Annotated in this window: 16 protein-coding genes; 10 read left to right on the top strand and 6 right to left on the bottom strand. The window is 26.9% G+C overall.

Translation table 11 applies throughout. The annotated features are described in order from the left end of the window. Nucleotides 1-3: 3 nt before the first annotated feature. From ACIJYA_RS03685 to ACIJYA_RS03675, 3 genes are read right to left on the bottom strand one after another with little or no spacing between them, the layout of a single operon-like run. A complete protein-coding gene (locus tag ACIJYA_RS03685; RefSeq protein ID WP_435089233.1) occupies nucleotides 4-570 on the bottom strand; it encodes an anthranilate synthase component II in 567 nt (188 codons plus the stop codon). Then, complete coding sequence (gene trpE / locus ACIJYA_RS03680) at nucleotides 570-2,027, bottom strand: anthranilate synthase component I (RefSeq protein ID WP_435089257.1); 1,458 nt, start codon at nucleotides 2,025-2,027, stop codon at nucleotides 570-572. Before trpE ends, ACIJYA_RS03685 begins: the two co-directional genes overlap by 1 nt. Next, nucleotides 2,027-3,448 (bottom strand): SurA N-terminal domain-containing protein, encoded by a 1,422-nt coding sequence (locus ACIJYA_RS03675; RefSeq protein ID WP_435089232.1) that lies wholly within the window; start codon nucleotides 3,446-3,448, stop codon nucleotides 2,027-2,029. Before ACIJYA_RS03675 ends, trpE begins: the two co-directional genes overlap by 1 nt. A 56-nt stretch (nucleotides 3,449-3,504) precedes the next feature. Between ACIJYA_RS03675 and tpiA the strand changes: the two genes are divergently transcribed. Genes tpiA through ACIJYA_RS03635 form a run of 8 tightly spaced genes read left to right on the top strand, consistent with a single transcriptional unit; the run spans nucleotide 3,505 to nucleotide 9,955 of the window. After that, on the top strand, nucleotides 3,505-4,245 hold the full coding sequence (tpiA, locus tag ACIJYA_RS03670; protein WP_435089231.1) for a triose-phosphate isomerase: 741 nt from the start codon (nucleotides 3,505-3,507) through the stop codon (nucleotides 4,243-4,245). Between the two features lie 5 nt (nucleotides 4,246-4,250). After that, nucleotides 4,251-4,550: a preprotein translocase subunit SecG gene (gene secG, locus ACIJYA_RS03665; protein WP_435089230.1), complete on the top strand. Its 300-nt coding sequence runs from the start codon at nucleotides 4,251-4,253 to the stop codon at nucleotides 4,548-4,550. Between the two features lie 44 nt (nucleotides 4,551-4,594). Beyond that, nucleotides 4,595-6,211 carry a CTP synthase gene (locus ACIJYA_RS03660; RefSeq protein WP_435089228.1) on the top strand — a complete coding sequence of 539 codons (1,617 nt, stop codon included), beginning with the start codon at nucleotides 4,595-4,597 and terminating at the stop codon, nucleotides 6,209-6,211. Beyond that, nucleotides 6,208-7,032, top strand: coding sequence for a 3-deoxy-8-phosphooctulonate synthase (kdsA, locus tag ACIJYA_RS03655; RefSeq protein ID WP_435089226.1), 825 nt, complete (start codon nucleotides 6,208-6,210; stop codon nucleotides 7,030-7,032). Before ACIJYA_RS03660 ends, kdsA begins: the two co-directional genes overlap by 4 nt. Further along, complete coding sequence (gene eno, locus ACIJYA_RS03650) at nucleotides 7,032-8,288, top strand: phosphopyruvate hydratase (RefSeq protein ID WP_435089224.1); 1,257 nt, start codon at nucleotides 7,032-7,034, stop codon at nucleotides 8,286-8,288. The genes kdsA and eno overlap by 1 nt, the downstream gene beginning before the upstream one ends. Next, nucleotides 8,288-8,590, top strand: coding sequence for an FtsB family cell division protein (locus ACIJYA_RS03645; protein WP_435089222.1), 303 nt, complete (start codon nucleotides 8,288-8,290; stop codon nucleotides 8,588-8,590). The genes eno and ACIJYA_RS03645 overlap by 1 nt, the downstream gene beginning before the upstream one ends. Then, entirely contained in the window at nucleotides 8,580-9,500 is a 921-nt protein-coding gene (gene lipA / locus ACIJYA_RS03640; RefSeq protein WP_435089220.1) for a lipoyl synthase, read from the top strand. Before ACIJYA_RS03645 ends, lipA begins: the two co-directional genes overlap by 11 nt. Continuing rightward, on the top strand, nucleotides 9,500-9,955 hold the full coding sequence (locus ACIJYA_RS03635) for a type II toxin-antitoxin system RatA family toxin (RefSeq protein ID WP_435089218.1): 456 nt from the start codon (nucleotides 9,500-9,502) through the stop codon (nucleotides 9,953-9,955). The genes lipA and ACIJYA_RS03635 overlap by 1 nt, the downstream gene beginning before the upstream one ends. Here the strand turns inward: ACIJYA_RS03635 and ACIJYA_RS03630 are convergent, their stop codons facing one another. The 3 genes from ACIJYA_RS03630 to ispF are packed head-to-tail and all read right to left on the bottom strand — an operon-like array spanning nucleotide 9,956 to nucleotide 12,008. Then, nucleotides 9,956-10,420: a CinA family protein gene (locus ACIJYA_RS03630; RefSeq protein ID WP_435089216.1), complete on the bottom strand. Its 465-nt coding sequence runs from the start codon at nucleotides 10,418-10,420 to the stop codon at nucleotides 9,956-9,958. Beyond that, nucleotides 10,420-10,911 carry a phosphatidylglycerophosphatase A family protein gene (locus ACIJYA_RS03625; protein WP_435089214.1) on the bottom strand — a complete coding sequence of 164 codons (492 nt, stop codon included), beginning with the start codon at nucleotides 10,909-10,911 and terminating at the stop codon, nucleotides 10,420-10,422. The genes ACIJYA_RS03630 and ACIJYA_RS03625 overlap by 1 nt, the downstream gene beginning before the upstream one ends. After that, complete coding sequence (gene ispF / locus ACIJYA_RS03620; RefSeq protein ID WP_435089213.1) at nucleotides 10,908-12,008, bottom strand: 2-C-methyl-D-erythritol 2,4-cyclodiphosphate synthase; 1,101 nt, start codon at nucleotides 12,006-12,008, stop codon at nucleotides 10,908-10,910. Before ispF ends, ACIJYA_RS03625 begins: the two co-directional genes overlap by 4 nt. A 25-nt stretch (nucleotides 12,009-12,033) precedes the next feature. On the opposite strand from ispF, the gene ACIJYA_RS03615 reads away from it, so the two are divergent. Both ACIJYA_RS03615 and ACIJYA_RS03610 read left to right on the top strand, forming a co-directional pair. Then, a complete protein-coding gene (locus tag ACIJYA_RS03615; RefSeq protein ID WP_435089256.1) occupies nucleotides 12,034-13,812 on the top strand; it encodes an ATP-binding protein in 1,779 nt (592 codons plus the stop codon). Next, nucleotides 13,812-15,167: a sigma-54-dependent transcriptional regulator gene (locus tag ACIJYA_RS03610; RefSeq protein WP_435089212.1), complete on the top strand. Its 1,356-nt coding sequence runs from the start codon at nucleotides 13,812-13,814 to the stop codon at nucleotides 15,165-15,167. The genes ACIJYA_RS03615 and ACIJYA_RS03610 overlap by 1 nt, the downstream gene beginning before the upstream one ends. Nucleotide 15,168 lies beyond the last annotated feature (1 nt).

The following is a 15,168-nucleotide window of genomic DNA, read 5'->3' as shown; positions in this document are numbered from 1 at the left end:
AGATTAATGATTTATAAAATTTTTTAATATTTTAATTCCTAATACAGTCTTTATACTTTCGGGATGGAATTGCACACCGTGAATATTATACTTTTTGTGTTGAACACCCATAATTAGACCATCACTAGTTTCTGCAGTAATTTCTAAGTCTGCAGATAAAGATTTCTTATCAATAATTAAACTATGATATCTAGTTGCTTCAAAGGCTTTTGGAAGATTTTTTAAAATTCCAATTCTTTTTGATTTGATTTTACTTGTTTTTCCATGCATTAATTTCTTTGCTTGAACAATTTTTGAACCAAAAACTTGACCTATTATTTGATGGCCTAGACATACGCCAAGAAAAGGTAGATCTTTATGAAGTGTCTTTAAAATATTCAAACAATTTCCAGATTGGTTAGGGTTACCAGGTCCCGGTGAAATTACAATTTTATCATATTTTTTTTTAATAATTTCTTTAGATGTAATTTGGTCGTTTCTTATAACGTCAACTTTAGTTTTTAACGAAGAAAGATAATGATAAAGATTAAATGTAAAACTATCATAATTATCTATTAATAATATTTTCATTATCTTAAAGCATTAATTAAAGCTTTAGCTTTATTAACTGTTTCCTCATATTCATTAATTGGTTTACTGTCTGCAACAATTCCAGCACCTGCTTGTACATAGAATTTTTTGTTTTTAGCAACAGCAGTTCTTAAAGCTATGCAAGTATCAAATTCTCCATTAGCTGAAAAATATCCAATACTTCCTGCATAAACTTTTCTTTTTGTTGTCTCTAATTCATCAATAATCTCCATTGCTCTAATTTTTGGTGCTCCAGATACAGTTCCAGCAGGAAATCCCGCAAGCATAGATTTAAATTTTGAAAATTTTTTATTGTATTCACCAACTACATTAGAAACTATGTGCATTACATGAGAATATCTTTCTATAATGAAGCTTTCAGTAACTTTGACTGAATTAATTTTAGAAACTTTTCCAGCATCATTTCTACCAAGATCTAAAAGCATTAAATGTTCAGAAAGTTCTTTTTTATCTTTAAGCAAATCTTTTTCATAAAAAAGATCTTCTTTGATCGTTTTGCCCCTAGGTCTTGTACCTGCTATTGGCCTGACTGTAATCTTATTATCTCTCAACCTAACTAGTATTTCTGGGCTGGCTCCAATGATTTGGAAATCATTAAAATTAAAGAAAAACATAAAAGGGGATGGATTTGTAATTCTAAGTTTTTTGTAAATATCTAAGGGTTTTTTTGTTAATTTTGCTTCAAATCGTTGACTTAAAACCACCTGAAAAATATCACCTCGTTTGATATAATCTTTAGCTTTATGCACCATTTTAATAAATTTGTTTTTGGGAGTATTAGATTTAACTTTAATGTCTTTAATTGTTTTTTTAGTTAGATAATTTGAAATTTTTAAAGAAGATTGAATTAATATTTTAGATAATTCTGTTTTAATTTCTTCATATTTTTTTGCATAGTTTTTAATTTTTTCATCACCAAAAATATTAATTATATAAAAAATTTCTTTTTTTAAATTATCGTAAATAACTAGAGTTCTAGGTCTCAAAAGCCTAACATCTGGTAAATTAAGATCATTTTTACATTTGTTTGGAATTTTCTCAATATATCGAATTGAGTCATATGAAAAATAACCTGATATTAAAGAGCAAATTTTAGGCAGTTTTTTTGGGGTTTCAAATTTAAAATCTTCAATAATTTTTTCAATTAATTGATCAGGTTTTTCTTTTAATTTAATCTTTTTTTTGTTTTTAATTAAGAATGAATTATCATTATTAAATTCCCAAATTTTGTCAGGATTTTTGCCAAAAATAGTATATCTACCCTTGATCTTCCCTTTTTCAACTGACTCAAATATAAAGCTATTCTTTTCTGTGAGGAAATTATCAATTAGATTTAAAACATTGTTGTCATTTTTTACTTTTTTTGAAGTATATATTATTTGATTTTTTTTGCTTCTGTGTCGAAACTTAAAATCTTTGAAGTTTCGATTAATTATCATTTGAAATAATTTTTAACTCTATCAATAGTTTTCTGATTTAGTTGAACTTTATATTTATTATTAAGTAATTGATCATATGATTGAAGAATACTTTTTCTATTGTCCGTGTTTAGTTCTTGGACAAATTTTAAATAATTTTCATCAGCTGCATTATAAGAATTATCTTTTGCATTAACTATTTTTACCAAATAAATTTTATTATCTTTATCATTTACAAGTGTAAAAGAACCAACTGGAAGACTGTATAGCATTTTAACTGAATTCGTTTCAAAAGTATTGTCATCATTAATTGAATTAAGCGACACATACTCAAGACTATTAGCTGACATTTTATTAAATTCATTATTATCAAATTCTTTTTTTTGTATTTTTTCTAAAATATTTCTATTAAGGTCAAATTTACCTTTTTGAAAAACTAATTCAGTTATTTCATCTTTTGTAGTGAGATCTCCTAAGTCAGGCCCAAGATCATATTTGTCAACTATTGAAAATAATAAAAAATTATCTCCATTTTCAATAATATCTAAATTTGAAGATCTTTTAGAATAAATTCTGTCTTCATTAATCTTTTTAGTGGAAGAAGTTGTGTATTTGCTAATTTCTATTACATCTGCTTTAATATTTTCGAGTATTGTTTCGAACGTATCTCCTTGAGAAATTTTGTTTTCAATTTTATCTATTTCGTCAAAAAAATCCTGATTAAACTCTTCTAATCCAATTAAATTTTTAGGATTTAAAACTGCATATTTAAAATCAATATATTCACTTTTTAATTGATCTTTATTTTCCTCAACAAATTTCTTAATTTCTTCACTAGTGTAGCTATCTTTTTCTCTATATTGCTTAGACATTGATAAATATTCAATATCTAGAGTTTTATTTTGTTCCTCAAATTTTTTTTTAATTAAAAAATCTGGCGTTATTGTTCCAGCTCCAATTAGATCAAATAAATGTTTTTGAAGTTCACGATTTTTTAACTGAAGTTCAAACATTGGAGCCGACATATTGTTTGAAAGAAGAAATTTTTCATATTTAATTCTTTGAAATACATCGTTTTCATCTTGAAAATTTTTATTTTCTTTTATTTTTTTTAAAACAGTCAATTCTGTTATTGAAAGATCAAAATCTTCAACCTCTAAATCAATTAAAGTAGTTGAAATCAGTCCTGACAATAATTCTTCAATTATATTTTGATCAAGGTTTTCCCTAATTGCTTGTTGTGAAATGTTACTACCATTTAGATAGTCCATAAAATCTTGTGTGGTTACATTGGTCTTGTTTATTTTTGCAATATTATTCTGGTTGTTGGTGCTAAATCCACCACCAAAACCTCCAAATCCAAACGCTATTACAATTACTGCAATTAGGATTACACCACCCAATTTTTTTCCACCAAAATTTTTCAAATTTTTTATCATTAAGCTATAAATATATTGATCTGCAAAAAACAAATCTATAGATTAAAAATTCAATAATGACAAATAAATATATGTATTTTGTAGCTAATTGGAAAATGTTTGGTGATTTAAGAACATTAAATTCCCTTGATAGTGTTATAAAATTTTCAAATACTAATAAGAAAAATAAATTTAAAATAGTTTATTGCCCTCCAAATACACTTATCAGACCATTGTCAAAAAGATTAAAAAAAACCAAGTTAGAGGTTGGTGCACAGAATTGTCATGAAAGTGAAAACTTTGGCGCTTTCACAGGTAACGTAAATGCAAAAATGTTAAAAAATGTTGGGGCTAAATATATAATATTGGGGCATTCAGAAAATAGACAATCTGGTGAAACTGATCAGTTAATCAACTTAAAAATTAAAAGTGCAATTAAAGCTGGTTTAAAAATTATATTTTGTATTGGTGAAACTTATAAAGAAAGAAAAAACAAGAAAACCAATCAAGTATTAGCAAAACAAATTAACAACGGTCTAAAATCTATTAAAAACAAATCTAATATAATTTTAGCGTATGAGCCTGTCTGGTCAATTGGAACAGGATTGATACCTGCATCTGAAGATTTACTAAAATCTGTCTCGTTTATTAAAAATAGATTTAGTAAAAAATCTCTAAAAATTTTGTATGGTGGTTCAGTTAACAACAATAACATTGCTCAATTAAAAGATATTAACGTTATAGACGGTTTTTTAATTGGTGGAGCCTCTCAAAGCCCAAAAAAATTTATTGATATAATCAAAAAAACCTTTAATTAGTCCGCATGGAAAATATATTGTTAGTCATTAACATCATTCTTGCATTAATTTTAGTGTCATTAATACTTTTGCAGAAATCTGAAGGTGGGGCTCTTGGTATTGGTGTTTCTCAAGAAAACTTCATGCTTTCAAGATCTGCTGGTGGCTTCATGACCAAAGCAACTGCTGTGATTGCAACTTTGTTTATTGTGTGTAGTCTGGCGCTTACAATTATTTCAAGAGCGGAATTAACCCCTACAAATTCAGTTTTAGATACTATTGAGGAAAAAACTGAGGACACTCCTTCAATTCCTGAAGAAAAATAATTATTACTTTTCAATTCATTTTTTATTCGCTATAAGATAGTTCCATGGCGCGATATATATTTGTCACTGGCGGTGTGGTTTCTTCTTTAGGAAAAGGTCTTTCTTCAGCTTCTTTAGCTTACTTACTTCAATCAAGAGGTTACAAAGTCAGAATTAGAAAATTAGATCCATATTTGAATGTAGATCCAGGAACAATGAGTCCGTTTCAGCATGGAGAGGTTTATGTAACAGATGATGGAGCTGAAACAGATTTAGATCTTGGACATTATGAGAGGTTTTCTGGAGTATCTGCGAAAAAATCAGACAATATAACAACAGGTAAAATTTATAGTGATGTTTTAAGAAAAGAAAGAAAAGGAGAGTATCTTGGTAAAACTGTTCAGGTAATTCCCCATATCACAGATCGTATTAAACAATTTATCAAGCACGATTCATCAAAAGAAGATTTTGTAATTTGTGAAATTGGAGGAATAGTAGGGGATATCGAAAGCTTACCTTTTGTTGAAGCTATTAGACAATTTGCAAATGATGTTGGAAAAAAAAATGCATTATTTATTCACTTAACATTAGTTCCATATTTAAAAGCTTCCGATGAAATAAAAACAAAGCCTACTCAACACTCTGTAAAAGAATTAAGAAGCATAGGTATTCAGCCTGATATAATAATTTGTAGATCTGAAAGACCAATCCCTTTAGATCATAGAAAAAAAATCTCGTTATTTTGTAATGTTGATATTAAGAATGTGATTGAGACTGTGGATGTAAGAACTATTTATGAAGCTCCAATGAGTTTTTTTAGAGAAAAATTAGATCTTCAAGTATTGAATTATTTTAAATTAAAATCTAAAAAACCTGCAAACCTAAATCCTTGGAAAAAAATTACTAAAATAATTTTACAAAATAAGAGGCAAGTAAATATTGCAATTATTGGAAAATATGTGGAGCTGAAAGATGCTTATAAATCATTGGATGAAGCATTAACTCATGGCGGAATAGATAATAAAGTAAAGGTCAATCTAGTTAGAATAGACTCTGAAAAATTAAAAGTTTCAGAAATTAAGAAAAAACTCAAAAATATTTCAGGAATATTAATTCCTGGTGGATTTGGAAAAAGAGGAACTGATGGAAAAATTGAGGCAATCAAATATGCTAGATTAAATAAGATACCTTTCTTAGGTATTTGTTATGGAATGCAAATGGCAATTATTGAATTTGCAAGGAATCAATTAAATTTAAAAAATGCTACATCAAGTGAATTTGATAAAAAAGGTTTACCTATAATTGGATTAATTAATGAATGGACCAAAGATGGAAAGATGATTAAAGGAACTGATAAAGATTTAGGTGGGACAATGAGATTAGGTTCCTACGATGCCAAGCTTAGGGATAATTCACAAATCAGAAAAATTTATAAATCAAAATTGATTAAAGAGAGACACAGACATAGATATGAAGTGAACATAGCTTATAAAGATAAGTTTGAAAAAAAAGGGATGATTTTTTCTGGTTTATCGCCCGATAATAAGTTACCTGAGATTATAGAGTTAAAAAATCACCCATGGTTTATAGGAGTTCAATTTCACCCAGAATTTAAATCTAGACCTTTAGCCCCTCATCCTTTATTCTCATCATTTATCAAGGCAGCAAAAAATCATAAATGAGTAATAAAAAAGTAAATTGTGGAAATATAGAAATTTCAAATAATAATAAAATTTGTATTATTGCCGGACCATGTCAGCTCGAAACAGAACAGCATGCAATGGACATGGCAGGTAAAATTCAAGAAATTACAAAAAAATTTGATCTTGGATTTATTTATAAAACTTCTTTTGATAAAGCTAATAGAACTAGTCTTAAAGGTCAAAGAGGAGCTGGTTTAGAAGCATCCCTTCCAGTGTTTGATAAAATTAAAAAAGAATTGAATGTTCCAATTTTAACCGACATTCATAACGCAGAGCAATGTTCTTTATTAAAAGATCATGTTGATATTTTACAAATACCAGCGTTTTTATGCAGACAGACAGATCTTTTAATTGCTGCTGCTAAAACTAATAAGATTATAAATGTTAAAAAGGGACAGTTCTTAGCCCCATGGGACATGGTTAATGTTACAAAAAAAATAGCAGACTCTGGAAATGAAAATATTTTAGTTACAGAAAGAGGAGCTAGCTTTGGATACAATACTTTAGTATCAGATATGAGGTCATTACCGATCATGGCAAAGAATGGTTATCCAGTAATTTTTGATGCAACACATTCAGTACAACAACCAGGTGGTCAGGGCGAGTCTTCTGGCGGACAAAGAGAATTTGTTGAATATTTAGCAAGAGCTGCAGTTGCTGTAGGAGTTGCAGGAGTGTTTATTGAAACTCATCAAGATCCTGATAATGCTCCATCAGATGGTCCAAACATGGTTCCTTTAGATAAGTTAGAAAACTTACTTAAACAATTAACTGATATTGATAACTTAATTAAAAAGTAGTGAGCAAAATCTTAAAAGTAAAAGCAAGACAAGTTTTTGATAGTAGAGGTAATCCAACAGTTGAAGCTGAAGTCCATGTAAAGAATAATAGCGCATCAGCCATCTGTCCCTCTGGCGCATCTACTGGAACTTATGAGGCTTATGAAAAAAGAGACAAAAACAATAAAAGATATTTAGGAAAAAGTGTTTTTAGTGTTGTAAATTTAGTTAATACAAAAATTTCAAAAAAATTAAAAGGTCAAAATATTCATAACCAAGAACGAATTGACACCCTTTTAATTAACCTTGATGGAACAAGACAAAAAACAAATCTTGGGGCAAATGCAATGTTGGCTGTTTCTATGGCTGTTAAAAAACTTTCAGCTAAAGTTAAAAAATTACCTTTATATAAAACATTTTCAGTCAAGAAAAATTTTCAATTACCATATCCTTTAATGAATATAATTAATGGTGGGGCACACGCTAACAATGGTCTTAGAATTCAAGAATTTATGATCAGACCTGATTGTGCAAAAAGTTTCTCTGAAGCAATGAGAGTTTGTTTTTTAGTTATTAAAAGTCTAAGTAAGCTAATTAAAGACAAGGGGTTATCGACATCCGTTGGTGATGAAGGGGGTTTTGCCCCAATGATCAGTAGCAATAATCAAGCGCTAGATTTAATTGTTTCTGCAATTAAAAAAGCAGGTTTTAAAAATGGTAAAGATGTTTCCATATGTCTTGATGTTGCAGGCAATGAATTATTTAAAAAGAATAAATACTCCATTCATTCTAAAAGTTATATTTCTGTTGAAAAATCGATCAAAGAATATCAAAAAATTATTAACAAATATAAAATAAAATCAATCGAAGACCCTTTTGCAGAAAATGATTGGCTGGCTTGGAATAAATTAATGAAATCAGTAAAAGATGTTCAAATCGTTGGAGATGATTTGTATGTAACAAACCTTGAAAGACTTAAAAAAGGTTTTTTAAATATTTCATCAAATTCAATTTTAATTAAACTCAATCAAATTGGCACAGTATCTGAAACCTTAGATGTGATAAAATTTGCTCAAACTATAGGATATAAAACAATCATATCTCATCGATCAGGAGAGAGTGAGGACACATTTATTGCAGATTTGGCAGTTGGGACAAACTCTAATCAAATTAAAACTGGATCATTAGCAAGATCCGAAAGAGTAGCTAAATATAATCAATTAATTCGTATTGAAGAAGAACTTGGAAAAAAGGCGAGGATGAATAAAATCAATTAATGCTTGGATTAATAAAAAGAAATTATTTTTTATTAGTATCTATTTTTTTGATTTTTTACTTTGCTTTTAATCTTGTATCAGGTGAAAGGGGTCTTTTTTCATTTATTGAAAAAAAAGAACTTTTGTCCAACTTGAAAAAAAAAGAATTATCCTTAATTAATAAAATAAATGATTTAGATCATAAAAATACTTTACTAAGCACCAATTTAGATCTTGATTATATTGAAACACTAATAAGGGAGAGATTTTTGTTTGGCAAAGAAGGAGAGACGATTTATATAATTAAAAACGATGAAAACTAGACATCCAGAAAAACAAAACAAACCAATAAATCCAATTAAGAAAAAACCTGATTGGATAAGGTCTAAGCTTGTAAATAGTAAAGAGTTTTTCCTAACAAAAACAATTGTAAATAATAATAATCTAGTAACTGTTTGCCAAGAAGCTAATTGCCCAAATATTACCGAATGTTGGAGTAAAAGACATGCAACATTTATGATCATGGGTGATACTTGCACAAGAGCATGTGCTTTTTGTGATGTTAAAACTGGTTTACCTGGAAAATTGGATCAACTAGAGCCTGTTAAAATAGCTGAGGCTGTTAAAAAATTAAATTTAAAACATGTTGTGATAACATCTGTTGATAGAGATGATCTAGATGATGGTGGTTCAGAACATTTTTTTGAAACAATAAATCAAACAAGAAAACAAAATCCAAATACTACAATTGAAGTATTAACACCTGATTTTTTGAGAAAAGGAGATTCTTATAAAAGAGTTTTAGATGCAAACCCAGATGTTTTTAATCATAATATCGAAACTGTACCCAGTCTTTATTTAAAAGTTAGACCTGGTTCAAGATACTTTTCTTCTTTAGAACTTTTGAAAAATGCCAAACAAGTTAATAAAAATGTTTTTACCAAATCTGGAATTATGGTCGGACTAGGTGAAAGTAGAGATGAAATTTTACAAGTAATGGATGATTTAAAAGCTGCAGATGTAGATTTTTTAACTATTGGTCAATATCTTCAGCCATCAACAAAACACCATCCACTTGATAGATATTATACTCCAAAAGAATTTGATGATTTAGGAACAATAGCTAAAGCAAAAGGATTTTTACTAGTTTCTTCATCACCATTAACAAGATCTTCGTATCATGCTGATGAAGATTTTGCTCAACTTCAACAAAATAGATTAAACAAACATTAATGCCTAAAGCATCAGTTAAGAGATTAATTGAATGTAAAAAAGATCAACTTGTTGATTTAGTTCTTGATATTGAAAAATATCCAGAGTTTGTTCCTTTTTGTTTGGACTCACATGTTTATGAAAGAAATAAAGAAGGCAATCAAATTTTAATTATTGCTGATCTTACCATTGGTAAAGGACCATTTAAAGATACATATAAAAGTGATGTAAAATTTGACAAAGAGAACAGTACTATAAATGTAACCAATATTGGTGGACCATTAAATCACTTAGAAAATAATTGGAATTTTAATGAAACAAAAAGGGGCACCGAAATTTCTTTTGATATTAATTTTGAAATCGAGAATAAATTCTTAAATGTTTTGATGTCTAAGTCTTTTGAGTTTGGTTTGAATAAGATAGCAGATGCTTTTCAAAAAAGAGCAGAAGATCTTTATAGACCAATAGAAGATTAATTAAATTAAATTTAAAACTATCTTAATCACCTCTCTAACTGTTAATTTTTGAACAGAATTACGGTTATTAGATTTAAATCTATTTTCTTTAACAATTAAGGTTTTACCTTTTTTAATACCAATATAAACCAAACCTATTGGTTTATTTTTTGAAGCTCCACCAGGTCCTGCAATTCCAGTAATTGATATATTGATTTTACTCTTAGAGATTTTTGATAAATTTCTTACCATTGCTTTACAACATTCATAACTTACAGCGCCATATTTCTTAATAATATTCTTATTAACTTTTAAAATTTTAATTTTAGCTTGATTGGAGTAGGTGGTCAGGCCCATTTGAAAATATTTTGATGAGTTGGCTAATTTAGTTAAATTATGAGCCAATAACCCACCAGTACAAGACTCGGCCACAGATATAGTTAATTTTTTATTAATTAATTTTTTATGGAGAAGCTGAATACTCATTAAAATTTAAGACTTATTAGGTAAATTAATAACATTGAATATAATCCAGCCATTATATCATCCATGATTATTCCAAAGTAATTTTTGAAATTTTTATCAAAATAACTAACTGGAAAAGGCTTTAAAATATCAAAAAATCTGAAGAAAATAAAAGACAACACATAATAAACTTCATTTGGTAAGTTTAGTTGACTGTTTTGACTTAAGTGTAACACAAGGATTAATGGCATAGCTTGACCTAAAACTTCATCAATAACTATTTGTCTAGGATCTTTATTCTTAAACTCACTTTCTGCATCTTTAACTGCATAAAAAGAGTAGAAAAATAAAAGAGTAAAAAAAATTATTGAAAATTTAAGATCTGTGTATCCAAGATATTCATATGCAATATAAATAAAAACAGTCGTAACTAACGATGTAACAGTTCCTGGTATTTTGGTTAAATAGCCATAACCAAAAAAAGTTGATATTAGCACATTGATTTTTTTCATTGTGATATTGAGCAAATAACTTCACAAGCTATTGCTTTTTCCTTTCCAATTAATCCTAATTTTTCAACTGTTTTACCTTTTAAATTAATTAAATCTTTATCTAATTTTAATAAATTTGATAAAGAATTTATTATTTTATTTCTATATTTGGAAACTTTAGGTTGTTCGCATATCAAATTAATATCTAAATTATTAATATAGAAATTATTTCTATCTAAAATATCAACAATAGGTTTTAGCATTTTTGGAGATCTAATATCTTTAAATTTTTTTTTATTATCAGGAAAAAAGTTACCTATATCTTTTTTTCTCATGGCACCCAATAGAGCATCAATTATTGAATGCAAAATTACATCTCCGTCTGAATGTCCCTTTAAACCTGAATGAAAAGGGATTTTAATTCCACCTAAATAAAGTTTTTTATCTTTTATCAATCTATGAATATCAAATCCAATACCAAAATAAGTTTTTGTATTAATTAAATCTTCTTTAAAAGTAATCTTATTATTTAAAGCCTCACCCTTAATAAAATTAATTTTTAAATTATTATCGATAAATAGTGTTGCCTCATCCTGAATTATATTTTTTTGTTTTATAGACAAATCATAGATGTCTTTGAATTTAAATGCCTGAGGAGTTTGAGTTAAGTAAGAATTTTTTCTATTAAGATTAAACAATTGATTTTTAACTTTATATTTAATTGAGTCTTTAGAAGAAATAACAGGAACAGATGCTTTATTCTTTTTTAGAGAATTAATTAATTTATTTAAAAGACCAATAGTAAAATTGGGTCTTGCTGCATCATGAATTAAAACATTATTGGGACTAAATTTTTTAATATATTTTAAGGCAATTAGAGAGGAATCTGATCTTTCTTTGCCACCTTTAATAATTGTAATATCTTTAGAATATTTTTTTTTGATTTGTTTTTTATCGTTAACAACTATGATAAATTTTTTAAAAAGTTTTGATCTTATGGCTTTATCTAAAGAATGTTCAAAAAGAGCTTTATTTCTATAAGTAATATATTGCTTTGGTTTATTTGAATTAAATCTTTTGCTTTGTCCAGAGGCAAGTATTATAAAATAATTGTTCATCATTTATAGTGATTATTTTTTAAGAATGTACGATTTTATCAAAAAAAATATATATTTAATATTTCTATTTATTATCACATTATCTGTAGGTTTCTTAACCTTTTTAACTTTTATCGATAAAAGTCTCATAGAATTATCAAGTCAAAATTTACAATTTTTACTAATTCTAAATTTCGTTTTGCTCGGACTTCTTTTTGTTTTTATTTTTTTAGAAATTAAAAAAACAATTAAAATTGATATCGATAAGGATGGATTAAAATCTAATAAAAAATATATAACATATTTTGCATTATTTACTTTTATTCCCTCGTTGCTAATATCTGTTTTTTCTTTATTTCTTTTTTCTTTTGCTCTTGAAAAATATTTTGACAAAAAAGTTACAACGGTTGTTAATAACTCTTATGAGCTAGCTAGGAGTTATGTTGACGAAGTAAGAAACAAAATTCAATCAAAAATAGTTCTTATTGCCTTTGATGTAAACAAAAGTAAAAAATTTTTAAATGATAATGAAAGAGAATATAAAAGATTTTTACAAACACAAAAATTAATTCGTGGTGTTGATGAAATACATATAATTAATTTAGAAAAAAAATTATTATTTTCAACTATAGAAGATGATGATCCATATATTCCCCCAGTTGATAAAGCTTTAAACTTAGTGTTAGATGATGACCGTCCCTTAAAAATTATAAATGCTTTTGAAAATAGATCTGCTGCTATAATGCGATTACAAAATTTTGAAGATAGATTTATTTATGTTGTTAAATATCTTGATAAAGATATTTCTAAATATTTAACAGAGTCAGAAGAGGCTATTAATTTTTATTATACTGTTGAAGAAAAAAGTACTGGTATCAAAGTTTCATTTGCGATAATTTATATTATTATTGTATCTCTTTTATTGTTTATATCTATTTCAATAGCAATTAGATTTTCATCTAGATTTTTTAGATCTATTAATAATTTGATCTTAGCTTCCACCTCAATTGGAAAAGGAAATTTAGATATAAAAGTTCCTGAAGTTAAAACCGATAAAGACTTAGAAATATTGAATAAAAATTTCAATCAAATGATTGATCGACTAAAAGATCAACAAGATAAATTAATTATCAATGAAAAACATGAAGCTTGGGGTAATCTAGCAAGAAAACTTGCTCATGAAATTAAAAACCCACTTACACCAATTCAATTAACTATTGATAGATTAAAAAATAAATATTCCAACGAATTAGATGAAAAAAACAGAGAAAATTTTAAAGAAAATTTAAAGATTATTAACAATCAAATTAATCAAATAGAAAAATTAGTTAATGAATTCTCTGATTTTGCAAGAATGCCAAAACCTATATTCCAAAAAAATGATTTAGTTATTTTAATGAAGGATAATATTGAATTACTTCAAGAATTAGATAAAACAATTAAAATCGAGTTTAAGAATAACATTAAACAAATATTGTTTAATAGTGACAAGGAACAATTAAGTAGAGTTTTCCTCAATTTAATTAAAAATTCAATTGAAAGTATTCAGCAAAAAACTGAAAAAGCTGCTAATTTTAAAAAGATTATTGCTATTGAACTAAATGATCTTAATAGTCATATAAGTCTTATTATCAATGATAATGGGATAGGTTTTAAAGATTTGAATAATATTAAAGAAATTTTAAACCCATATTTTACAACAAAAAAACAAGGTACGGGACTTGGTCTATCGATTGCAAACAAGATAATTAATGACCATAATGGTAATATTGAATTTATATCTAAAGAAGATGGTGCAATAATAAAAATTACTTTAATTAAATAATGAGTGCTGAAATTTTAATAGTTGACGATAATACTGATATTAGAAATATTATTAATGAATTGATTATTGATGCTGGTTATAAAACAAGAATTGCTGCTAATTATAACCAAGCTCTAGCAGAGATAGATAAAAAGTTACCTGATGTAGCTATACTTGATGTAAAACTTGATAAAGGAGACAATGATGGCATTGAACTTTTATCTCACATTAAAACTAAAAATAAGGATGTACCAGTTATAATAATTTCTGGTCATGCAAATATTGAAATGGCTATAAAATCTTTACATCATGGCGCATTTGAATTTATCGAAAAACCATTTGATCAAGAAAGATTACTTAATTTTGTAAGTCGTGCTGTTGAAAATTATAATCTAAAAAAACAAAATAAAGAGTATGAAAGTAAATTATTTTCATCTTATGACTTAATTGGAGATAGTAAAAATACAATTAATATAATTGACCAGATAAAAAAGATTTCTTTAACTGAGAGCAGAGTTTTTATTCACGGTCCTTCAGGCTCTGGAAAAGAACTAATTGCTAGAAAGATACATAAAAAATCTTCACGAAATAAAAATCCGTTTATCGTGCTCAATGGTGCATTGCTAGACTCAAATAAATATGAATTAGAGTTATTTGGCGAAGAAAAAGAAAATGGATCTATATCTTATGGTGCTCTCGAGAAAGCTAATAAAGGCACCTTACTTATAGATCAAATTTCTGAAATACCGCTAGATATTCAATCAAAAATATTAAGAGTTTTAATTGATCAAAAATTTAAAAGAGTTAATGGAAACAATGATGTAAGTGTTGATGTTAGATTAATTTGCTCATCAAGCAAAGATTTAAAAAAAGAAATTCAAATAGGTAACTTTAGAGAAGATTTATTTCATAGAATAAATGTATTTGAAATAAATATTGAACCATTAAGCCAAAGAATTTCAGATATTCCATTATTAATAAAATATTTTTCAAAAAAAATATCAGAAAATTATAATATTAAAGAGTTAGAAATAGATGAAAACAATAGCTATATTTTAAATCATAACTGGAAGGGAAATGTTAGAGAGCTTAGAAATTTGATTGAAAGAATTGCGATTTTACAACCAGGCACAAAAGACAAAATTTCAAATATTATTAAAGAGTCATTAAAAATTGATAATTTTGATGATCAGATTACAGAAAACAGCCTATCTGTGCCATTAAAAGAGGCTAGAGAAAAGTTTGAAAAAGAGTATTTAACTATCCAACTTAAAAAATTTAATGGCAATATTTCAAAAACAGCAAATTTTGTTGGAATGGAAAGAAGTGCCTTACATAGAAAATTAAAAGGTTTAGGAATTAAAGAATTTAATTAAA

The organism is Candidatus Pelagibacter bacterium nBUS_29 (assembly GCF_051200905.1).
Classification (GTDB): Bacteria; Pseudomonadota; Alphaproteobacteria; order Pelagibacterales; family Pelagibacteraceae; genus Pelagibacter.
The sequence above is the reverse complement of the archived record's forward strand: the minus strand, read 5'-3'. Positions and strand labels throughout refer to the sequence as shown.

Coding starts and splice junctions, on each gene's coding strand:
- kdsA (WP_435089226.1), top strand. CDS start 6,208: ATGAGTAATAAAAAAGTAAATTGTGGAAATATAGAAATTTCAAATAAT.
- ACIJYA_RS03615 (WP_435089256.1), top strand. CDS start 12,034: ATGTACGATTTTATCAAAAAAAATATATATTTAATATTTCTATTTATT.
- ACIJYA_RS03685 (WP_435089233.1), bottom strand. CDS start 570: ATGAAAATATTATTAATAGATAATTATGATAGTTTTACATTTAATCTT.
- ACIJYA_RS03610 (WP_435089212.1), top strand. CDS start 13,812: ATGAGTGCTGAAATTTTAATAGTTGACGATAATACTGATATTAGAAAT.
- ACIJYA_RS03635 (WP_435089218.1), top strand. CDS start 9,500: ATGCCTAAAGCATCAGTTAAGAGATTAATTGAATGTAAAAAAGATCAA.
- tpiA (WP_435089231.1), top strand. CDS start 3,505: ATGACAAATAAATATATGTATTTTGTAGCTAATTGGAAAATGTTTGGT.
- ACIJYA_RS03645 (WP_435089222.1), top strand. CDS start 8,288: ATGCTTGGATTAATAAAAAGAAATTATTTTTTATTAGTATCTATTTTT.
- secG (WP_435089230.1), top strand. CDS start 4,251: ATGGAAAATATATTGTTAGTCATTAACATCATTCTTGCATTAATTTTA.
- ACIJYA_RS03660 (WP_435089228.1), top strand. CDS start 4,595: ATGGCGCGATATATATTTGTCACTGGCGGTGTGGTTTCTTCTTTAGGA.
- ACIJYA_RS03630 (WP_435089216.1), bottom strand. CDS start 10,420: ATGAGTATTCAGCTTCTCCATAAAAAATTAATTAATAAAAAATTAACT.
- ispF (WP_435089213.1), bottom strand. CDS start 12,008: ATGAACAATTATTTTATAATACTTGCCTCTGGACAAAGCAAAAGATTT.
- ACIJYA_RS03675 (WP_435089232.1), bottom strand. CDS start 3,448: ATGATAAAAAATTTGAAAAATTTTGGTGGAAAAAAATTGGGTGGTGTA.
- lipA (WP_435089220.1), top strand. CDS start 8,580: ATGAAAACTAGACATCCAGAAAAACAAAACAAACCAATAAATCCAATT.
- ACIJYA_RS03625 (WP_435089214.1), bottom strand. CDS start 10,911: ATGAAAAAAATCAATGTGCTAATATCAACTTTTTTTGGTTATGGCTAT.